At 56.2% G+C, this 19,875-nt stretch carries 19 protein-coding genes; 6 read left to right on the top strand and 13 right to left on the bottom strand.

What is annotated here, in order from left to right; translation table 11 throughout:
* Positions 1-356 precede the first annotated feature (356 nt).
* The 3 genes from DA915_RS14980 to DA915_RS14970 form a co-directional block, all read right to left on the bottom strand.
* On the bottom strand, positions 357-3,455 hold the full coding sequence (locus DA915_RS14980) for an efflux RND transporter permease subunit (protein WP_107676379.1): 3,099 nt from the start codon (positions 3,453-3,455) through the stop codon (positions 357-359).
* 2 nt (positions 3,456-3,457) lie between these two features.
* Entirely contained in the window at positions 3,458-4,531 is a 1,074-nt protein-coding gene (locus DA915_RS14975; RefSeq protein ID WP_107676378.1) for an efflux RND transporter periplasmic adaptor subunit, read from the bottom strand.
* Positions 4,532-4,716: 185 nt separating this feature from the next.
* Positions 4,717-5,589 (bottom strand): DUF3313 domain-containing protein, encoded by an 873-nt coding sequence (locus DA915_RS14970; RefSeq protein WP_107676377.1) that lies wholly within the window; start codon positions 5,587-5,589, stop codon positions 4,717-4,719.
* Between DA915_RS14970 and DA915_RS28685 the strand changes: the two genes are divergently transcribed.
* From DA915_RS28685 to DA915_RS14955, 4 genes are all read left to right on the top strand, one after another.
* A complete protein-coding gene (locus tag DA915_RS28685; RefSeq protein ID WP_153064561.1) occupies positions 5,588-6,049 on the top strand; it encodes a hypothetical protein in 462 nt (153 codons plus the stop codon). The two genes, DA915_RS14970 and DA915_RS28685, sit on opposite strands and share 2 nt — an antisense overlap.
* 169 nt (positions 6,050-6,218) lie before the next feature.
* Entirely contained in the window at positions 6,219-6,965 is a 747-nt protein-coding gene (locus DA915_RS14965) for a response regulator (RefSeq protein ID WP_107676376.1), read from the top strand.
* Positions 6,958-8,280 (top strand): ATP-binding protein, encoded by a 1,323-nt coding sequence (locus DA915_RS14960; protein ID WP_107676375.1) that lies wholly within the window; start codon positions 6,958-6,960, stop codon positions 8,278-8,280. The genes DA915_RS14965 and DA915_RS14960 overlap by 8 nt, the downstream gene beginning before the upstream one ends.
* A 479-nt stretch (positions 8,281-8,759) precedes the next feature.
* Complete coding sequence (locus DA915_RS14955) at positions 8,760-9,725, top strand: alpha/beta hydrolase (RefSeq protein WP_192886538.1); 966 nt, start codon at positions 8,760-8,762, stop codon at positions 9,723-9,725.
* Positions 9,726-9,849: 124 nt separating this feature from the next.
* Here the strand turns inward: DA915_RS14955 and DA915_RS14950 are convergent, their stop codons facing one another.
* The 4 genes from DA915_RS14950 to DA915_RS14935 all read right to left on the bottom strand — a co-directional run bounded on the left by DA915_RS14950 (position 9,850) and on the right by DA915_RS14935 (position 13,287).
* Complete coding sequence (locus tag DA915_RS14950) at positions 9,850-10,569, bottom strand: LrgB family protein (RefSeq protein ID WP_107676373.1); 720 nt, start codon at positions 10,567-10,569, stop codon at positions 9,850-9,852.
* Positions 10,566-10,943, bottom strand: coding sequence for a CidA/LrgA family protein (locus DA915_RS14945; RefSeq protein WP_107676372.1), 378 nt, complete (start codon positions 10,941-10,943; stop codon positions 10,566-10,568). Before DA915_RS14945 ends, DA915_RS14950 begins: the two co-directional genes overlap by 4 nt.
* Positions 10,944-11,469: 526 nt before the next feature.
* Positions 11,470-12,957: an NAD-dependent succinate-semialdehyde dehydrogenase gene (locus DA915_RS14940; protein WP_107676371.1), complete on the bottom strand. Its 1,488-nt coding sequence runs from the start codon at positions 12,955-12,957 to the stop codon at positions 11,470-11,472.
* A 93-nt stretch (positions 12,958-13,050) separates the two neighbouring features.
* Positions 13,051-13,287 carry a hypothetical protein gene (locus DA915_RS14935; protein ID WP_153064560.1) on the bottom strand — a complete coding sequence of 79 codons (237 nt, stop codon included), beginning with the start codon at positions 13,285-13,287 and terminating at the stop codon, positions 13,051-13,053.
* 71 nt (positions 13,288-13,358) lie between these two features.
* Here DA915_RS14935 and DA915_RS14930 point away from each other — a divergent pair, with 71 nt between their 5' ends.
* Entirely contained in the window at positions 13,359-13,934 is a 576-nt protein-coding gene (locus DA915_RS14930) for a VOC family protein (RefSeq protein WP_107676369.1), read from the top strand.
* Between the two features lie 101 nt (positions 13,935-14,035).
* On the opposite strand, the gene DA915_RS14925 is transcribed toward DA915_RS14930, so the two are convergent.
* Positions 14,036-14,416 (bottom strand): carboxymuconolactone decarboxylase family protein, encoded by a 381-nt coding sequence (locus tag DA915_RS14925; RefSeq protein ID WP_107676368.1) that lies wholly within the window; start codon positions 14,414-14,416, stop codon positions 14,036-14,038.
* The gene (locus DA915_RS14920; protein ID WP_107676367.1) at positions 14,416-15,339 is read right to left on the bottom strand and encodes a fumarylacetoacetate hydrolase family protein; all 924 of its coding nucleotides are present in this window, start codon (positions 15,337-15,339) and stop codon (positions 14,416-14,418) included. Before DA915_RS14920 ends, DA915_RS14925 begins: the two co-directional genes overlap by 1 nt.
* Positions 15,340-15,518: 179 nt before the next feature.
* On the opposite strand from DA915_RS14920, the gene DA915_RS14915 reads away from it, so the two are divergent.
* The gene (locus DA915_RS14915) at positions 15,519-16,196 is read left to right on the top strand and encodes an IclR family transcriptional regulator (protein WP_107676458.1); all 678 of its coding nucleotides are present in this window, start codon (positions 15,519-15,521) and stop codon (positions 16,194-16,196) included.
* A gap of 40 nt (positions 16,197-16,236) precedes the next feature.
* Here the strand turns inward: DA915_RS14915 and DA915_RS14910 are convergent, their stop codons facing one another.
* The 4 genes from DA915_RS14910 to DA915_RS14895 all read right to left on the bottom strand — a co-directional run bounded on the left by DA915_RS14910 (position 16,237) and on the right by DA915_RS14895 (position 19,657).
* Entirely contained in the window at positions 16,237-17,739 is a 1,503-nt protein-coding gene (locus DA915_RS14910; protein WP_107676366.1) for a tripartite tricarboxylate transporter permease, read from the bottom strand.
* A 10-nt stretch (positions 17,740-17,749) separates the two neighbouring features.
* Complete coding sequence (locus DA915_RS14905) at positions 17,750-18,211, bottom strand: tripartite tricarboxylate transporter TctB family protein (protein ID WP_107676365.1); 462 nt, start codon at positions 18,209-18,211, stop codon at positions 17,750-17,752.
* 79 nt (positions 18,212-18,290) lie between these two features.
* Positions 18,291-19,220 carry a dihydrodipicolinate synthase family protein gene (locus DA915_RS14900; RefSeq protein ID WP_107676364.1) on the bottom strand — a complete coding sequence of 310 codons (930 nt, stop codon included), beginning with the start codon at positions 19,218-19,220 and terminating at the stop codon, positions 18,291-18,293.
* 98 nt (positions 19,221-19,318) lie between these two features.
* Positions 19,319-19,657, bottom strand: a complete 339-nt coding sequence (locus DA915_RS14895; protein WP_192886536.1) for a cupin domain-containing protein — start codon at positions 19,655-19,657, stop codon at positions 19,319-19,321.
* Positions 19,658-19,875: the final 218 nt, after the last annotated feature.

Below are 19,875 nucleotides of genomic sequence, written 5' to 3'. Positions count from 1 at the left end.
TGTCGGCCCTCACCGTGCAAACGATTTCCGCGGATCGACCGACCGGTCACCCTGCCACTGAATCTGCCCGCGTCACGATCGATGTCGGGAGGAATGAAGACAACGACATTGTTGAGGCCGATGTCAGCACTCGCTCCGCTCATGGACAGGATTGCTGGATTCGTCGATGGCTGCCTCGTTGTCGCCACGAGCATATCGACCATGCTCGTGTGTCTATCCGCAAGGCGAACGGGCGTCATCACGTCCGGCCTGTGGCCGCAGGCACTCTGAGAACCTACGACCAACTACACCAAGCCATCCGAATTTGCGGATGCTTTTTTTCGAGCGTTTTCGGCGACCAATCTGCGCAACCGTCATCAGGCGATCTTACCGGACGATATCTCCGCAGCACCTTGGGGCTTCTGCTGCCTTCCCTCGATCGAAAGCAGCCAGAACATGGCGCAGGGGAGTAGCGTCAGCGTCAAAGCCGTCGCTGCCGCCAATCCACCGATGATGGCGAACGCCATCGGTCCCCAAAATATCTCTGCGGCGATCGGAATCATGCCCAGGATGGCGGCACACGCCGTCAGCACGATGGGCCGCGCACGGTGAATAGCAGCGGCGACGATGGCTTCTTCAGGTGACTGGCCCAGAGCAACGTTCTGGTCGACCTCCTGTATCAGGATCACTGCGTTCCGGATGATCATGCCCGAGAGCGCGATGACACCGAGCTGGGCGACAAAACCCATGGGTGTGCCGGTCGGCAGCATTGCTGCGACGACACCTATGAGCCCGAAGGGGGCCATCAACATGGCAACTGCCATCCGCGAGAAGCTCTGAAGCTGCACCATCAGAAGTGCTACGATGACCAGCAACATCACCGGGACCACGGCGAAGACCGAGGAGTTGCCTTTTTCGGCCTCCTCTGTAATGCCGCCTGCGGTGATCGCATAGCCCATCGGCAGTTGGGATCGTAGGCCATCAAGGTTCTTGCCGACCGCGTCCGCCACCGTTGCTGCTTGAACACCCTTGGCGACATCTGCTTGGACGGTGATCATCGGCTTGCCGTCCCGACGCCAGATAATTGGTTCCGTCATACCATAGGCAATAGTCGCGACCTGTCGCAGCGGCACGGCCTTTCCGTCGCCGCTTCTCAGCTGCAGATCTCCGATGATCGCGATCGAGGTGCGATCCGTTTCTATGCCTTTGACCACCACATCAACGAGGCGGTCGCCATCACGAACGGTGGTGATCTTCGAACCGGAGAAAACCGCCGCCACCTCGCTGGCGATCGATTCCGAGCTCATCCCGAGCGCGCGTGCTTCAACCTGATTGATCATGATTGTGACGCTGCGCTGCGGTTCCCCTGCCGTGAGGTTCACGTCGCGTGTGTCCGCGTGATCGCCGGCGATGGTGGCAACTTTCATGGCGATCGCACGGACTGTTTCATAGTCGGGACCTGACACCCTGAATTTCAGGGGCCATCCGACCGGAGGCCCGAGCTCCAGCGGTGAAACGCGCGTGACGATGTCCGAGAATTCGTTCGCCATCGCATCTTCCAGCCGGCTCCGCACGGCTTCGCGCTGCTCGACACTCTTTGCGACGACAACCGTTTCCGAGACATTGTCGTTCTCAAGGAGCAGATCCATGGGAAGATAGAACCGCACCGATCCGGAGCCGACATAGGTTGTGAAATGGTCGACACCGGCTTCGTATTTCAGGATTTCCTCGAGCTGCCTCGCACGGCGATCTGTTGCTTCGCGTGACGCGTTCTGGGGTAGCGTGAGGCTGACCAGTAGTTCAGGCCGGTCGGACGCGGGGAAGAACTGCTGCTCAAGCCGGGTTGCACCGAACATCGACAGGACGAGTGCGACAAGAGCGGCTGCCATCGTCAGCCATCGATGGGACAATGTCCAGTGGAGCGCCCTGCGGTAGGCCGACAGGATCTTTCCCTCCTTGTTGTGCCCATGCGCAAGGATCTTCGGCAGTAACCATGTGCCGATGATCGGGGAGAGCAGCACGGCCACGATCCATGACGATACGAGAGCAATTAACACGACCATAAAAAGGGAGAAGGTGTATTCTCCGGCGCTGGAAGCTGCAAAGCCGACGGGGATGAAGCCAGCTATCATAACCAGTGTCCCGGTGAGCATCGGAAAGGCCGTTGTCTCATAGGCATGGCTCGCCGCGACCGATCGGTCCTTGCCGTTTTCCAGGCACGACACCATGCTTTCCACGGTGATCATTGCATCATCAACAAGCAAACCGAGGGCGATGATCAGTGCGCCCAGCGAAATACGCTGCAATCCAATGCCCGTCAGTTCCATGCCAAAAAAAGTCATGGCGAGCACCAGGGGGATCGAGACCGTAATGACCAAGCCGGCTCGCGCTCCAAGCGAAACGAAGGAGACGCCAAGTACAATCGCGATAGCTTCGATCAGCACCTTGATGAACCCGCCGACGGCGTCGTTCACGACGGTAGATTGATCCGCAACCAGGGTCACCTCGATCCCATGTGGCAGCTTCGCCGCAATCGCGGACATCTTGTCCTTCAGCGCTTGCCCGAAATCGACCAGATTTCCATCCTTCGACATCGAGACCGCAAGAGCGATCGCATCCTGCCCATTGACGCGGACGAACGGGGCGGGCGGATCGACAAGCGAGCGCGAAATCGTGGCAACATCATCAAGCCGGATGTATCGGCCATCGACCAGGAAGGTCAGGTCGTGCAGGTTCTTTTCGGAAGCGAATGCGCCGCTGACGCGGACGGAAATCTTCTCGTCCCCGGTCTTCACGTCACCCGTCGGGCTGACTGCATTCTGGGCGCGGATCGCTTCGATGGCCGTCGAGGGATTGATCCCGAGGCTCGCCAATTTGCTGGAGGAAAACGCGACGATAATTTGCTCTTCCTGCACGCCGAGTAGATTGACTTTGCCGATATCGGGCAGGGAGAGAATTTCGGCGCGGATGGCATCGACGCGGTCACGCAGTTCGCGTTGAGAAAAGCCCTCGGCCTGAAACGCATAGATGCTACCGAAGGTGTCGCCGAATTCATCGTCGAAATACGGTCCCTGGACACCATCGGGGAGGGTGGGTGCGATATCGGTTATTTTCTTCCGAACGATGTACCAGATATCCTCGACCAATTCGGGCGGCGTGTCGTCGCGCAGATTGACGAAAATGACGGATTGGCCCGGCCGGGAATAACTCTGCGTAGAATCAAGATGCGGGGTTTCGGACAACTTCCTCTCGAGCTTGTCCGTCAGGAGGTGGACTGTATCCGTCGTGCTGGCACCGGGCCAGAGAGCCTGCACGACCATCGTCTTAATTGTGAAGGGTGGATCCTCGTTTCGCGAAAGTCGCTGATAGCTCAAGAACCCACCAACAAGGATGGCGATCATAAGGAATATGACCAAGGACTGGTGTTGAAGCGCCCAGGCAGACAGATTGAAACGCTTGGAAGAACCGGACGCCATGCTCATTTTCCGACCTTTTCCTCGAGAGTGACGATTTCCCCTTCACGCAACTTGAGAACGCCCGCTGTGGCAACGATATCACCATCAACCAGTCCGTTGGAGATGAAGAGATCGTTGGCATCAAAGCGCTCGACCTCGATCGTCCGGCCGCGCAGCTGACTGGTTGTCTTGTCGTAGACGTAGACGGTCGTCTTGCCGGTGCGGTTCAGGAGGGCAGACGCGGGCACCCGAAACAGCTTGTGGGAAGAGACCACAATCTTGCCGCTGACTGCGGCACCGAAGGGCAACTGGCCAGCTCCTTCCAAGGATACTTTCGCCCGGTAGGTCCTTGTCGTGGCGTCGGCCGATGGCGTTATTTCGCGGACCCGCCCTGTGACCGAAACCGCAGGATTCGAGATAAGACTGACCTCGACAACAGGGAGGGGAGGCTCCACAGAAAGCAGCGTTTCGGGCACGTCGAAAACGGCGTCTCTTTCACTGTCGGAAATGAGCGTGATGACCATGGTTCCAACGCTGACCACTTGGCCTTCATTCGCGCCTACGGCCGAAACGATTCCATTACGCGGTGCCTTCAGTTCCGTGAAGGATAGTTCCTGCTCAGCGGCGGCGAGCGAGGCTCTTGCCGCCTCCAGTCTCGCCTTGGCAACTTGAAAATTTGCGTCGGATTCTTGCAACTGCGCCTTTGAAATTGCGTTCTTCGGGAAAAGCTCCCAATTGCGCGCCGCAACGGTGTCGGCGTGATTTTCCGCGGATTCGGCAGAGGCAAGCTCGGCTTTTGCCACAAGGAGCTTGTTTTGTGATGGCGTCTTATCGATCGTGGCCAAGACGTCTCCAGCCCTCACAGGCGTGCCATTTTCCAAACGCTGGGTAAGTTGCCCTTCCAGACGAAAGCCGAGCGGCGTCTCGTAGCGAGGTCGGACTTCGCCCGTCTGCGACATAGTCTCACCGACGAGTTCGGCATGAACCGTCAGCGATTTAATCGGCCGCGGCGGCTTCGGCGCTGGCTCCTCTTCTGAGCAAGCGGAGAGGAGGACCGCCGATAGAAAGGCAAGCCTTGTGATTATGATATTTCGCATGAATGCGCTCCTGCGACGCGGCTAGGCCGCGCAGAATGATGTCGATTGTGTTTCTGCAACGGAGACAATCACGTTTCGGAAGTCGGTTTCATGATGGTCCGTGAGAGCGCCACTTTGTCGTCGGATATGTCGCCAGAGCATCTGGGTGCATATTCAGCCCGGCAATATTCGCGCGGCGAAGGGCTCTATTGCATTGCCGCACGATCGGTCCACGACGGCGGAGCCCCAACAACACCGGCCAGTACCCCACTAATCCCCGGCGCTCTTCCAAATGCTTCGCAGGAAGCGTTCTTTGGCTTGCCTCCTAACTGTGACCTCAGTTTTTGTCCGGAGGGTAATGATATATCTAGTCCCGATGGCTTGCGGCCCTTCACCAAGATCTCTGAGAACTGCGCTGCAAATGATGACGCGAGCCCATAGGCGTCACCGACTTCCGAGACACGCGCTCCGTTTGTTATCGAATTCGCGCCGCGCGACCAGACGATGGCTGCCCTCTGCACTCCTTTTCCATCCAATGCCTCCGCCTCGACAGCGAGACCGCCGAGACCGATCGGAAGCCGTGGTACCCCTACAGGAAAAACAATGGATGTTCCGATGGTGGTTACGGTAGATAAGCCGGCAGCGGTTTTGCTCGTCGGTACGATGTCGGTGATCACGGCCTGTACGGTGATGTCAGCCGGCTCTCCCGGTCCAACGACACGGTATTTGTCGCTAAGGTCAATGCACAATGCTCGGTCAAGGGCGTTCGCGACCAATCTGTCATTTCCCGCATCATGTATCCTCGAATATGCGAGTGGTGACAATTTGGTCGGAGTTATGGCAACGGAGGTCGCGGCCAACAATGAGGGTCTATCTAAAAAGGTGCGTGATTTGCTGACGCGACCTTCGACCGGGCCAAGGTTACTATAGGACTTAAGCGACCCCGATTCAGTCAGTTGCACCGAGCTGCAACTGACTAAGCCAACGGTCAGGACAAGAGGAGCTATTTTTAGTGCCCGATGGCTGTATACGATTCTGAGCATGTGATTGAAGCTAGGTCCCGTACAGAAATGTTTCATGAAATGTCTGCCTTTGTCGGTGGTCTGTGAGTTGCGGAGAAACGTCGGAACTGCCGAGCGTCAGACGGTGTTGGCAGCTGGTATTCATATTTATTCCTGTATCTCAAACGATCTTTCGGGCGGGCGCCTGGCTTCGGCGGCAAGAACTAGACGCCTCACGCAGCATCGGAGTCGACACGGTTGTCACGACGAGGCTACTTCGCTGGCAATCGGTTCCAAGTTCACATCCATCGCGCGAGCTTCCCTTTTGCGCTGCAGCGGACAAATTCGCATTTTCGATGCTTCTCCCGACGACAACGGCTTGATTGCCATTGTCGAACTGCAGATCGATCGCTGGATTGCTTCCAGTTCACTCGCGCGGATGTCTGTCGCGGCATGCAATGCGATTCGAGGGAGCGTAAGCATGGGCACTCTGGTCGTTGTTGGCGTGGCACTCGTCAGGAAAGGCAAGTGGATTTGACCTTCGTTGTCTCTCATACCCGTTGTCGGATGAGTATTGCATCGTGTTAAGATTTGTTTCAGTAACTCCGCCAATTCATTCTGATCGCAACAAAACTTAATATTAAGCCGCCCGAAGGCCTGCGTGGTTATGATACGAGAATGAATATAAGGCGGGAGGTTGCCGACCTATGGACCACAATGGACAAGCGATGTTAGAGACGCCGAAGATCCTGATTGTAGAAGATGACGCGCAAATCGCCGGCATGGTTCGCGATAGTCTCGGCGAACAAGGAATGTCGGTCGAAGTGGCAGCCGACGGCGCTGCCATGGACGCGAAGTTGCGCGCTCTGGAATTCGACCTCATCGTGTTGGACCTGATGCTACCAGGAGAGGATGGATTCAGCATTTGCCGTCGGCTTCGCAGCAGCGGTGATATTCCAATCCTGATGCTGACCTCGGTGAGCAGCGACATTGACCGCATCGTCGGATTGGAGATTGGTGCGGATGATTACGTCACGAAACCCTTCGTGCTCAGAGAACTGACCGCTCGTATTAGGGGTCTCCTTCGCCGCTCGAGGCTCTCTAGTCCCCGGGAGGAGAGCCCGCGAAAACGCACGTTCCGTTTCGATGGATGGCAGGTCGATCCGATCCGCCGTCAGGTTCACGATCCCAGCCACGCTCGCGTTGCGATGACGACCCATGAGTTCGACCTGCTACTCGCCTTCTGTCAGAATCCCGGTCGTGTGCTCACCAGAGAGCAACTGCTTGCTGTCACGCATGCAGGATTGGCGGGTCCCATCGAACGCAGCATCGATGTTCACATCAGTCGCTTGAGGCAGAAGCTCGAGATCGATCCTCGAGATCCCGTGCTTCTGAAAACGGTCCGTTTGGGTGGCTATATCTTCACTGCCGCCGTGGACGAGGCCGATGGTTAGGAACGTTAGCGGGATCCCGCGAACCCTTCGTGGGCAAATCACCGTGATCATTCTTGTTGCGCTGGTAACGGTCATCGTCACCGGCAGAGCATTGGAGAATTATGCAAAGAACGCCTATGCCGTGCCAAATCTGGAAAACGCTGCCGAGCAAGCTAAGACTATCGCTCGCCTTTTGGCGCAAGCATCTCCTGCAGAACGCGCGTCTATCCTGACTAACGCTCAACGCTCCGGACTGGACATCTCGCTCGCACCCATATCGCTGACTGACGAATTTAGAGTGTCTCCCGAAATGCAGGACATGGCTGGAAGGGGAATCGACTTTCTGTTCCCGCTAGATGGAGAGCCCCCTCTGGGTGGTTGGCGCGTCTTTTTTAATGATCGCCGTGTCATTGCCGAAAAAGTCGACGATCAAACAATGCTCATGTACTTTGGCGTTCCGGATACCATCCTTACAAGCGCGTTTCTCACTCAAGGTTCATATTATTTCATTGCGATCATCGTATTGATCGCCTTTTTCTTCATCTTTGCGATCAGGGCCGTCACCGAGCCGATAAAGAGAATATCCGAAGCCGCGACGGATTCCGATATTAACAACAGCTCACAAATTTTCGATGAGCGCGGCACGGTCGAGATCGCATCGCTTGCGCGTGCGCTCAATGGCATGCGAAACCGCATTCGTCTCATGGTTGACGGCCGAACACGAATGCTCAGGGGCATCAGCCACGATGTTCGAACGCCATTGACCAGACTCAGATTGCGCACGGAGCGCATGGAGGACGGGGTTTTGCGGGAAGCGTTGCTGGTTGACATCGACCATATCGACGGCCTCCTTGCGGAAAGTCTGAACTATTTACGGGATGACTACGCAACCGAAGGAATTGAACGTGTTGACGTAGCAAGCATTCTTCAAACCGTTTGCAGCGACTTTTCCGACGTGGGGTTTGAGGTGGCGTATCAAGGGCCAAATAAGTTAATTGTGAATTGTCGTCCTCTTTCAATTACTCGCGCGGTGACAAATCTCTGCGACAACGCCATGAAGTTCGCTTCAAGAGCTAACGTTCGATTGGATTCCGATGAAGCAGGGTTTTCAATTTCGGTTGCAGACGACGGGCCGGGAATTCCCGAAGCTCTGAAGGAGAAGGTATTTGAACCCTTTTTCAAGGGTGACGCATCTCGCACCGGCCGGGCCGGTTTCGGTCTGGGGCTATCCATCGTCGCCGATATCGCGCATTCACACCGTGGGACCGTGACGTTGCTGTCCGCCCAACCTCACGGGCTTATGGTGCGAATTATGGTGCCACGTCCGAGGATGTGACAATATGCGCTACGCTAGGTAACCCAATTAATTCCAACGCTTGGTGCTCTTGTTGACTGTTGCAATTATATCATTTGGTTTCGCGTCCGGCGTGGCAAAGACACCGACGGTGTGTTGCGATGGGCATGATGCCGGGACCAAGTGGAGCCTCCGTCGCCAATGCCTTGCCAGCCATGCTCGGATCTTCGGTTTCCTTATGGTCGAGTAGTTGTCGAAAATCATTTAGAGGGCTTCGATCGATGCAAGCTAGGACCCAACTTGTCTTCCCTGCCACCCCTTCTAGTATGGCAACTGACGTTCAGGCCGCTTTCCTGTTCAACTCAATCGAGCGAGGTGGCGGCATTTCCCCCTTGTCGACAGGTCCATATGCCCGATTAGGTTTCCTTCTGTTGATACTGACAGTGCTCGCAGCCTGTGGTCATCCCACGGACGTCATGCGTCCGATAGGGATTTCTGCGCCCCGGACCGAGCGTGTCGACATGCTGGTCGCGACCACGCGCCAGCCATCTAACAGTCCCGCGCTTCGCTATACTGGCGAACGCGGAGAAAATGTGCGCCTCGATAATATCGTGGTGTCGATTCCACCTGCGAGTGCCCGGGAGATCGGTCGGGTTCAATGGCCGGATACTCAAAAGCCCGACCCACGGCGCTCCTTCGTTACCGCAAAGGCAGACCTCCTGAACGACAGCCAGATTATACCGTGGTTCCGCAAAGCGAGTCATGGGAAGAAGCGAGTGTTGGTATTCGTGCATGGTTTCAACAATGATTATGCAGAATCCGTCTTTGGTTTCGCTCAGCTGGTTCACGACGCACGCATCGACGCGGCACCAGTTCTGTTCACATGGCCGTCACGCGGCAACGTACTCGATTATGTGTATGACCGGGAGAGCACAGTCTACTCTCGCTTCGGGCTTGGTGCTGTCCTGAAGTCCGCGATCGACAGCCCAGACGTTGCCGAGGTGACCGTTCTTGCCCACTCGATGGGCACGTGGTTGACGATGGAAGCGTTACGCGACATGGCTAACAAAGAGGGCAGGGTTTCTCCGAAGATTCGGTCTGTCATCCTCGCCTCGCCTGATATCGATGTCGATGTTTTCCGGCGTCAGGTTCTTGAGATGGGCGACAAGCGACCGCATATCACCATTCTTTCATCGCAGAACGACTTGGCGCTCAAGCTTTCGACTTGGCTCGCGGGCGATGTGCAGCGCCTCGGGGCTACAGACTTTCGGCCATATGAAAAACTATTGCGGCAATATGGGATCACCGTTATCGATGCCTCCGATGCTTCGCAGGAGGACGTGCTTGGACACAGTGCCTTTGCTCAAAACGCCGATATTCTGAAAGCACTTGGGAATACATTCCTGACAAGGCCTGAAGCAGGGCGTGGGATGTTGCTACCAGTGAGCGCCCTTGGCAACCTTACTTTTGCGAAGATTACTCGATGAATTCATTAGGCTGCCTATACCCCTGACGATGGAAAGGGAGCGAATTACACCCGCTCGTTGGCGGATCCGCACCCCTGCCGACTGCATAGTCGCTGACTTGGATCGACAGTGGTAGTAAGGGAGATCAGGAAAGAGAAAGCTTCGCCACGATTGGCACGATGGTTGCTGTGGCGATGGCATTGAGCGCCATAGCTATGCCGGCGAACAGCCCGGCCATTGGGTCGACATTGAAGGCCCGCGCGGTTCCTATACCGTGTGACGTAAGGCCCACTGCAAATCCCCGCGCCGCATAGTCCCTGATCCCTAGCAGGTTCATCAACGGAGTGACAAGGACGGCACCGAATATCCCGGTCAAAATGACCAGAACGGCCGTCAAGGATGGGTTCCCACCAAGCGACTCCGAAACGGACATGGCGACGCCGGCGGTCGCAGATTTCGGCAGGAAGGAAATCAGAACATCCCGGGGCAATTCAAATAAGTGCCCTAGAAATACAACCGACATAACTGCGGTGATTGAACCAACAGCGAGTGCCGCGACAAGAGGCACGAACAACCGCCTGACATGCTGCCATTGACGGTATAGCGGAATCGCCAGAGCTACCGTCGCTGGCCCGAGCAGGAAATGGATAAATTGTGCGCCTTCGAAAAACCGACGGTATTCGGCGCCTGTCCCCGACAGCAATGCAGACAGGACGGCAATCGCAATCAGCACCGGATTGGCGAGTGGGTGACGGCGTAGCATTGCTGAAACTTTATCGGCAACAATCCAGACATAGATGGTCAGGCATAGCCAGAGCAGTGGCGATGTCGACAAGTAGATCCAGAGTTCAGCAGGTTCTCTCATTTCCGAGGTAATCCCTCGCCAGCAACTCGGCGGGTCAAGATGAATGCTGAAACGGTAACAAGTAGCGTGATGAGCGCCGATCCAGCCAAAACCGCCATGATCGCCATGATCGCCATGATGCTTCCGCTGAGCGCACTCCAGACAGCAACGATGCCGACGCCCGCCGGAACGAAGAACATACCGAGATGAGCGAGGAGCGCGTCGGCCGATCGAACAGTGCCGTCGAGGATCTGGTTCTCGCCGCCATTTGCCAGGAATACGAGGAAGACCAGGACCATCCCTATAACGGGGCCAGGTACATGTATTCCGGCGAGAAAGGCGATTGCCTCGCCGATAAGCTGGAATAGAAGCAGAATAGCGATACCTCGCAACATGTGGTCAATCTCCGTCGTCGTCGCCCTCTCTCGGGATGAGAAGAGTAGCTATTGTTGACCCCTTTAGTTTGTCGATAGTTGACGAGCCTTAGCTCGACCCATCTAGGTTTTCAGCGACCCGCCTTCTTTCGCATGGATGATTTTGTAGACACCTGTCGCGGAGGCAACGATCTCTTCACCCACATAGAGAACGGCGTTGGTAAAACCAAACTCCGGGTCGCCTCCAAGATTTGGCAACTCATCGCAATCATATCGCTGGTTTTCACTGCCTTGATGAATTTATGTCGAATTGAACTGCGGTCTGCCGTTGTTCTTGTACGCTGCAATCCCCATGCCTCGATCTGCGAAGGTCATGAGCATACCGGCGTGAATGTAGCCTGAGCGGTTCCGGTGCTTTTCCTGACCGAAAAAGGGGAAAAGCGGCTGTCCGTTCTCTGATGCGTTTTGGAAACTGGACGAAGCCGTCGTCCACCATTTTCGTCCATTGATGGTCGCCTGGATTGGTCTTCACCTGTCCGTTTCTCCTCTAAGCTTCCTGTCCGCCAAGGCATACATATTTTATTTCCAGATAGTCCTCGACACCATATTGGGAACCTTCCCGCCCGAGGCCTGATTGCTTCACGCCACCGAAGGGAGCAACTTCGGTTGAGATCAGACCGGTATTCACCCCGACGATGCCAACTTCCAGCGCTTCGGCTACCTTGATGATCCGCGCCATGTCGCGGGCATAGAAATAGCCCGACAAGCCGAACTCGGTATCGTTTGCCATCGCGATCACCTCATCGACCGTTTCAAATCGGAAAACGGGCGCCAGTGGTCCGAAGGTCTCTTCGCGAGCGACCTTCATGGCCGAGGTAACATCGGCTACAACGGTCGGGTTGAGAAATAGCGGGCCGAGTGGGCTCGTATCGCCTCCCGTAACGATCCTGGCACCATGCGCGAGAGCATCAGCGATGTGGTCTTGGACCTTGTCGATGCTTGCGGCGTTGATCAGCGGCCCGATCGTTATGCCCTGATCAATGCCGTTGCCAACCTTCAGCGTGGAAACCCTGGCGCTCAGCTTCTCCAAAAAGGCGTCGTACACCGCTGACTGCACATAGATCCGGTTCGCACATACACAGGTCTGGCCGGCATTTCGGAACTTGGCGGCCATTGCACCGTCGATGGCCGCGTCGATGTCGGCATCGTCGAACACGATAAAAGGCGCATTGCCTCCCAACTCCAGACCGAGCTTTTTGATCTGCTCAGCACCCTGACGCATAAGAATGCGTCCGACTTCCGTAGATCCCGTAAACGTGATCTTGGCGACGTCCGGATTGGACGTCATCTCCTTGCCGAACTCGGAACCGCTGCGGGCGGTAATAACGGAAAACAGCCCGTCCGGAATACCGGCGCGGTCGGCCAGCATAGCCAGTGCCAGCATCGAAAGCGGGGTTTCTGCCGCCGGTTTGGCAACCATCGCGCAGCCAACCGCGAGTGCAGGTGCCACCTTGCGGGCGATCATTGCGTTGGGGAAGTTCCACGGTGTAATGGCGCCGACGACGCCGACAGGCTGCTTCATTACCAAGATTCGCAGATTTTCCGCATGAGCCGGAATGATGTCGCCGTAGATGCGCTTTGCTTCCTCTGCAAACCACTCGAGATAGGAAGCCCCGTACAGAACCTCGCCCCGTGCTTCGGTCAGAGGTTTGCCCTGTTCCGACGTCAGGATCACAGCAAGATCATCGAGGTTTTCAAGCCACAATTGATGCCAGCGCTTCAGAACGCTCGCCCGGTCCTTGCCTGTTCTTTTCGCCCAAGCCTTCTGTGCCCGCTTGGCGGCTTCCACTGCACGGCGAGCTTCGATCGGTCCGAGGGCCGGGAGGCTGGCGAGGACCTCTCCTGTTGCCGGATTCGTCACGTCGAACCGACTGCCGTCTTGCGCCCATGACTGCCATTCTGTGCCAACCTTTGCGGCTTCAACGACAAGCGTCTGATCCTTCAGACGGGAGAGAAGAGAAGGGTGAATGACCATGTGTAATCCTTGGAACATCAAGATGACAGGGGTGACAGGTACAGCTCGTTCTGCGTCAGCGAATCTGGCGGGGCTTTCTTAGTAAACTCTGGCTCAATTTTGGTATCCAAATATGGACACCATTTTTGACTGCGGGGATTTTACTGTCAAGAGGCATACTTGCTGTTCATTTGCGATCAAAAGAAGGGGCGAATCCGATGCCACCGTCGAGAAATGATCCTGTTTCTCCAGCCGGCGCTCTGCGGGGTGCCAGCGGTCGTGCCTTTCATCTGCGGTGAGCCATTTCCAAATGGTGAATGGCATTTGTTTTCCAGAAAGATCCTCGCCCATTGATCTCTCTCTTGGTTCAATATATGTTCGATTTACGAACTTATGTGTTCGTAGTTCGAACAGGAGGAAAAATGAAAACGCGAGTATCAAGACTGGGTCATGTCGGTTTGACCGTCCGGGATATCGATCGCACGGTCGAGTTCTACAGTCGCTACCTGGGTATGCGGCTTACTGAGAAGTTCGAATACCCAAAGGAAAAAGTCGGACACGGCGTCGCCGTCGCCGCCGGCGCCTTTATTCGGTGCGACACCACCCATCACGAGTTGTCGATCTTCAAGATGCGCGACGACATCCTTGGCCCGGATGCGCCAGATGCCCCCACCTACGGATTTGGTCTCCACCACATCGCATTCGAACTCGCATCGCCGGAAGATCTGCTGAGCCTTTTCAGGGAAATGCGAGACGGAGGCGTCCAGATCGTCAATTGCCGTAAGGGCGGCCCTGGCAATCAACCACGTTTCTATGCCCGCGATCCGGACGGCAATTTGCTGGAATTCTACTGGGGTATCGACAAGATCGGCTGGCATGGGACGCCACGGCCCTACGACCCGATCGAAGAAATCGATCTCTTGGCATTCGACTTCAATGCATACGAAGCTCAGCGTGAAGCAGACGCGACCGCGGCGCAGACTAAGCTCGGCGCTTAACTCAGGTTGGCTAATGCCCGGCCTAAATGCCAAAAGAAAACCCGCGGTCCAGGCCGCGGGTTTTTCCGTTCTGAAAATCAGGCCCCATTCATTGCTTGTACTCAGGTCTTGTCTGCCTCGGCAAATACCTCTCGCGCCAGCCTGAATGCTTCAACGCCTGCCGGGATGCCTGCATAGATGGCGAGTTGTATCAGGGTGTCCTTGATTTCTTCGCGGCTGCAGCCATTCGTCAGCGCACCCTTCAGGTGCAGCTTGAATTCGGAGCTGCGGTTCAAAGTGCCGAGCATGACGAGGTTGAGGAGACTTTTGTCTCGACGGGTGAGGGCTGATCGCCCCCAGCCCGCGCCCCAGCAATATTCAGTCACGAGTTTTTGGAAATCGCGATTGAAGTCGTCAGCCGCGTGCAATGACTTTTCCACATACTCGGCACCGAGAACCTCTTTACGGATCGTCAGGCCACGTTCAAACATGTCTTCGGACATCAGTGTTTTCCTTCTCCAACGACAGGATTGCTAAGCACGCCAATTCCGGGGATTTCAACGGTGATCGTATCGCCATCCTTGAGGAAAATCGGCGGCTTGCGCTTGAAGCCGACACCCGCTGGTGTGCCTGTCGGGATGACGTCGCCAGCTTCCAGATCGATGAACTCGGAGATATTTTCAAGGATTGTTGGAATGTCGTAGATCATCGTGTCGGTATTGGCGAACTGCATCTGCTCACCATTGAGCGTCGTCTTGATATCGAGTTTGTGCGGATCGGCAATCTCGTCAGCTGTGACAATGACGGGGCCGAAAGGACCGGAGGCGCGGAAGTTCTTGCCGGCCGTGTATTGGGTCACACGAAACTGATAGTCGCGCACCGTGACGTCGTTGAAGATGGAATAGCCGAATACATAGTCCATGGCCTCGGCCTTGGAGAGACGCCTTCCTTTGGTGTCCTTGCCGATGATGACGGCGAGTTCACCCTCCCAGTCCAGATCGTCCGAAACCGTTGGAACGACGACCGGATCGCCATCTGCAACAAAAGTACTGGAAAAGCGCGCGAAGAGAATTGGGATCGGAGAAATTTCCAACCCCGCTTCCTTGGCGTGTTCGGCATAGTTGCGAGCCACGCAAATGGTCTTGGGCGGGCGACGGATCGGAGCGAGAAGTTTGACCTCTGAGAGTGGTTTGCTGGCATCAGGATACCCGACGCCGCCTGTGAGAAAAGCCGCAACGATCGTTTTCAGCACCGGCTCGAGCGTTTCTATGTCTTCGAAGAAATCCTCGATCCTGACGGGTATTGGGGCCTGAGAAGGATGCTTTTCTCTGCAAATGGCGCTCCACCGCGCCAGATCTACGACGCGGTCTCCAACGATCGCTCCGAAGCGTGGTTTTCCCTGATCTCGATAGCTGACAAGTTTCATGTTATATCCCGTTTATCGAACTAAAGTGTTCGTATATAGATCACATTGGATCGATCAGGTCAACGGGACCTTTTCCGCCTTGCGGTTGGTACTGGTATTTTCCAGTTCGTTCGCGATAAGACTGCCGATGTTCGGAACTGGAGACGGCCGTGGTAGAAATTTCGCTTACCGGTGATCAGATGCTGACTGTGCTGGAGTGTGTGGCGCGGGACGGCCCGGTCAGCGCTGCCGAGGTGGCGCGCAGTTGTGACATCAACCGAACTGTCGCACACCGGCTTCTCATGACGCTTGCACAACGCGCTTATATAAGGCGCGAGACGAGAGGCTATGCACTCGGCCCGGCGGTGTTACAATTGGCCCGCGGCATGGACACGGACCTTCGCAGCAATGCCAAGCCGGTGATGCAGAAGCTTGCCGCTGAAACGGGCGAAACTGTCGTACTGCACGGCATCGCCAATTCCGAGGCGGTGGTTATAGAGCAAGCCCTTGGTCAGAAACATCTGGTGCGCGTCGAACATCGTCCGGGCTCGCGTCATTCTCTCCTTCGAGGTGCGAGTGGTTGGTCGCTTATTGCCTTTCAGGATGAGAAACATATTGAGCGGGTTCTGAAAAACGCAGACGACCCGGAAGCCGCCCGTAAGCGTATCGCGCTGACCCGCGCGGAAGGATTTGCGATTTCCCATGACGAGTTGCAGCTTGGGGTTCATGGTGTCGCCGTTCCCGTCATTGAGCAAGATGGCCGCTGCGAAGCAAGCCTTGGTATTCTGGTCCCCGCCACCAGGAGTGAGGTTTTACCTTCTCTCGTGAAGCCGTTGCTCGACGCGTCCCGGGATATCTCGCGCCTTCTCACACGATAATTTGCGCTGGGACGCGCCAACACGCGTCCCAGCATGTCAATCACTCCTCGACGAAGACTTTGTCGCGTTTCCGATAGATCGCCGGGAACGAGACCGCGATCAATACGCAGGCGGCGAGGAAAAGCAGTCCGGCACTGACGGGTTCGCTGACAAAAATCTTGAGATCGCCGCCGGACAGGATCATCGCCCGGCGGAAGTGCTCTTCCAGAAGGGGGCCGAGCACAAAACCGAGAAGCAACGGTGCGGGCTCGAAGTCCAGCTTTATAAGCAGGTAACCGACGAGACCGAAGATCGCGACCAGCCACAGATCGAGCGGGGCGCTAGCGATGCTGTAGACGCCCACCGAGCAGAAGACGATGATCACCGGTATCAGCGCGTGGTACGGGACCCTGAGCAACTTCACCCAGATACCGACCAATGGCAGGTTCAGTATCACAAGCAATAGATTTCCGATCCACATGGAGGCAATGATGCCCCAGAAGAGATCGGGATGCTGGCTGATGACATTGGGTCCGGGAACGACACCTTGCATGATCATGGCGCCGATCATCAGGGCCATGACCGGATTAGAGGGTATGCCTAGGGTCAACATCGGAATGAAGGACGTCTGCGCGCTGGCATTATTGGCGCTTTCTGGCGCTGCAACGCCTTCGATCGCTCCCTTACCGAATTCCTCCTTGTTTTTGGAAACGCTCTTTTCGATGGTGTAGGCGGCGAAGGATGACAGGACGGCCATGCCGCCTGGCAGTGTGCCAAGGATTGAGCCGACAGCTGTCCCGCGCAACACCGGTGCGATCATTCGCTTAAAATCTTCCCTGGATAGCCAAAGCTTGCCGATTGGGAAGACCTCCGTGCTCCTCCCGTTTTCCGCCTGCAGGTTGCGGAAGATTTCGGAAATACCGAAGAAACCAACCGCAACAGCGGTGAAGTTGACGCCATCGGACAGCTCGGTAAAGCCCATGGTGAAGCGTGCAACGCCTGTGTAGAGGTCGCTGCCCACGAGCCCGAGCAACAGGCCGATCAGGATCATTGCGATCGCCTTCGGCATCGAGCCGGAAGCGAGAACGACGGACGAGACCAGCCCGAGCAGGACGAGTGAAAAATATTCGGCAGGTCCGAACTCAAGTGCAACGCGCGTTAGTGGGATGGCGACGAGCGCGATCAGGACGGTCGCAGCGCACCCAGCGAAGAATGAGCCGAGTGCCGCCGCTGAGAGCGCCGGGCCGGCTCTGCCGCGCTTGGCCATCTGATAACCGTCGATCGTGGTTACCGCCGCAGACGATTCACCTGGCATATTGATCAGGATGGCGGTGGTCGAGCCGCCGTATTGCGCACCGTAATAGATCCCCGCGAGCATGATCAGGGACGCTGTTGGATCGAGATTGAAGGTGATTGGCATCAACATCGCCATGGTGGCTACGGGGCCAAGACCTGGCAGAACGCCGATGGCGGTTCCCACGAGAACGCCTATGAAGCAGTAGAGCAGGTTCTGTGCCGTCATGGCGATGGAGAAACCCAGTGCGAGGTGAGATAATATGTCCATTGGGCGCTCCTTAAAGTCCAAACCACGGGCCGATGATGGGGATCGGAAGTTTCAGGATCACGCCGAAGATCAGCACGCAGAAAATGGTCAGCGCAACGCTGACCAGGACCGCCGTCTTGATTGTCTGGGCTCGGCTGGCAAAGGCAGATACAATCGCGGTCAGGAAGATTGCGGGCGCCAGTCCCATGCCACGAATGGTCAAGCCAAGAATGAGGGGAGAAACACATATCAATAGCGCTCCCCGCCACGGCACTGCGGAGAGGTTGAAACGGAATCCGTCACTTCGCTCCCCAAGGGCTTTCAGCGCGATATAGGCGCCTATCGCAATAAGTATGATGGCCAGGCTCAACGGAAAATACCCGGGGCCCATGTTTGTCGACGTCCCAATCTTGAGTGATGTCAGCGCCGACAAGCCGAAGAAGCTGCCGATCAAGATGCAGACACCACCGGAGACGATGGATTTGGTATTCATTGGATCCTCCCATGAACCGGCTGAGTACGCCGGGAAAACTACGAAGCCGACCGCCTCCTCCACGAGAACGGTCAAACAATCACGAAGTGCAAACTCCCTTCAATTCCGGCAGATCGAGCTGCCGTACCAGCTTCAGCAACATCTGTTGATCGTCCCTGCTGATTGGCTTGCGTGGCGGCCGCAACATGCCGCCGGGAAGACCAAGACCATCGAGCAGCGATTTCATGCCTCGCCCGCCGGAACCACCGAACCGGTTGAGTGCAAGGTGAAGCGACACCAGTCCACAATAGGACCGGTGCAAGGTTTCCAAGTCGCCGGCGCAAAAGGCATCGATCACCGCCGAAACGAGCGCAGGCGCGATATTGGCCTCGGTGGTCATGATCGTATCGGCCCCCTGAAAGAGCGCTGGCAACATGGCCCGCACGCCGACCGCTGATATTTCTAGGCGACCCTTGAACTGGGAAACAAGCTTGGCGAGGTAGGCCATGTCGCCGCTTGCATCGCGAACACCGATGATTTGCGGGAAACGTTCCGCAAGCTTTTCAACCAACTCGACCGGCACCGGATAACCGAGCTTCGGATAGTTTGAAAGGACGATCGGTAGATCGCTGTTGTCAAGAACCTGATAGTAGAACCGCTCCAATTCACCTGCGTCGGGTTTGCTGCTTCCATGGCCAACGTCGAGCTGAAACAGATGAATGGCGCTGACACCCGCCTCCTGTGCAAGCCGGATCGTTGTCAGCGCTTCGCCGGCGCTTCGTGCTTCCCGACCGCCGGCCCGCACGCCGGCTCGACCCTTAAGCGTCTCTACGGCAATGCTGAGGGTCCTAGAGAGCTCAGCCTCATCGAGCGAAAAACCTTCCCCGATGTTGGTGCTTGCCGCGTAGACGTTCTGCCCTCCATCGGCAAGTCGCAGAAAATGTGCCCGCATGGCAGACTCATCAAGCCTACCATCCCGATCGAAGTGGGTCAGGCTGACGACCCAGGCTTTAGTCGAAGTCTCGCTCATAGGCTTTCGACGATCCCGTTCTATGCCGCCCTTTCAGTCGGCAATCCAAGTCTGGTTTCGCATGGATTGTTCTCCTCCCGCGAAGCTCAGCTCTGCTGCTACGGCCTACGCACCGTCACGGAAATATATGTCACTGGTTTCCCGCTCAGGTTCCGAATGGCATGTGTGACGCCATTGGTCATAGAAATCACTTCACCCGGCCCATAGTTGGTATCTGTCCCATCGCGGCTGTCGGTGAAGATGCCGTCGAGAACGTAGATGAGTTCCGGCCGGCCATGATGCGAATGCGGTGCATAGCCTCCGTCTGGCGCAATTGTGGTGCGGCTCATTCGAAGTACATGGCCATCGATCGTGCCTATTTCGCTTGCGAGATCGGCAAGCGCCAAACGCTCCGTCGTGAAGCCGATGGGCTTTGCCTCTTCAACCTTTTCAGTCATCACAATCATCTATCCTATACCGGTCACCATTTTGGTATCCAAACTAATATACCAAATATACCCGCCTCATGATGCTGTCAACGGAAATGACTTCAACTCAAGCCAAACACCTCGCGGACTTGGCTGACAGTCAGTGTGATTGGGCGTCATCAAATGGTAGGGGTCGATACGAGAGGCTTGCTCGCGGATTCCAAAAAAGAGTTGGGAAAAAGCACACC

This window comes from Agrobacterium sp. LAD9 (genome assembly GCF_003031125.1).
GTDB classification, from domain to species: domain Bacteria; phylum Pseudomonadota; class Alphaproteobacteria; order Rhizobiales; family Rhizobiaceae; genus Agrobacterium; species Agrobacterium radiobacter.
This window is presented reverse-complemented; position numbering and strand designations above follow the sequence as displayed.

Bases quoted from the DNA above. Each gene is read 5' to 3' on its own strand.
- DA915_RS14975 (WP_107676378.1), bottom strand. From the start codon at position 4,531: ATGCGAAATATCATAATCACAAGGCTTGCCTTTCTATCGGCGGTCCTC.
- DA915_RS14935 (WP_153064560.1), bottom strand. From the start codon at position 13,287: ATGGGCGAGGATCTTTCTGGAAAACAAATGCCATTCACCATTTGGAAA.
- DA915_RS14980 (WP_107676379.1), bottom strand. From the start codon at position 3,455: ATGGCGTCCGGTTCTTCCAAGCGTTTCAATCTGTCTGCCTGGGCGCTT.
- DA915_RS14960 (WP_107676375.1), top strand. From the start codon at position 6,958: ATGGTTAGGAACGTTAGCGGGATCCCGCGAACCCTTCGTGGGCAAATC.
- DA915_RS14970 (WP_107676377.1), bottom strand. From the start codon at position 5,589: ATGAAACATTTCTGTACGGGACCTAGCTTCAATCACATGCTCAGAATC.
- DA915_RS14900 (WP_107676364.1), bottom strand. From the start codon at position 19,220: ATGAGCGAGACTTCGACTAAAGCCTGGGTCGTCAGCCTGACCCACTTC.
- DA915_RS14895 (WP_192886536.1), bottom strand. From the start codon at position 19,657: ATGACTGAAAAGGTTGAAGAGGCAAAGCCCATCGGCTTCACGACGGAG.
- DA915_RS14915 (WP_107676458.1), top strand. From the start codon at position 15,519: ATGCTGACTGTGCTGGAGTGTGTGGCGCGGGACGGCCCGGTCAGCGCT.
- DA915_RS14925 (WP_107676368.1), bottom strand. From the start codon at position 14,416: ATGTCCGAAGACATGTTTGAACGTGGCCTGACGATCCGTAAAGAGGTT.
- DA915_RS14950 (WP_107676373.1), bottom strand. From the start codon at position 10,569: ATGAGAGAACCTGCTGAACTCTGGATCTACTTGTCGACATCGCCACTG.
- DA915_RS14945 (WP_107676372.1), bottom strand. From the start codon at position 10,943: ATGTTGCGAGGTATCGCTATTCTGCTTCTATTCCAGCTTATCGGCGAG.
- DA915_RS28685 (WP_153064561.1), top strand. From the start codon at position 5,588: ATGAAATGTCTGCCTTTGTCGGTGGTCTGTGAGTTGCGGAGAAACGTC.
- DA915_RS14965 (WP_107676376.1), top strand. From the start codon at position 6,219: ATGGACCACAATGGACAAGCGATGTTAGAGACGCCGAAGATCCTGATT.
- DA915_RS14910 (WP_107676366.1), bottom strand. From the start codon at position 17,739: ATGGACATATTATCTCACCTCGCACTGGGTTTCTCCATCGCCATGACG.
- DA915_RS14930 (WP_107676369.1), top strand. From the start codon at position 13,359: ATGAAAACGCGAGTATCAAGACTGGGTCATGTCGGTTTGACCGTCCGG.
- DA915_RS14940 (WP_107676371.1), bottom strand. From the start codon at position 12,957: ATGGTCATTCACCCTTCTCTTCTCTCCCGTCTGAAGGATCAGACGCTT.
- DA915_RS14920 (WP_107676367.1), bottom strand. From the start codon at position 15,339: ATGAAACTTGTCAGCTATCGAGATCAGGGAAAACCACGCTTCGGAGCG.
- DA915_RS14905 (WP_107676365.1), bottom strand. From the start codon at position 18,211: ATGAATACCAAATCCATCGTCTCCGGTGGTGTCTGCATCTTGATCGGC.
- DA915_RS14955 (WP_192886538.1), top strand. From the start codon at position 8,760: ATGCTGGTCGCGACCACGCGCCAGCCATCTAACAGTCCCGCGCTTCGC.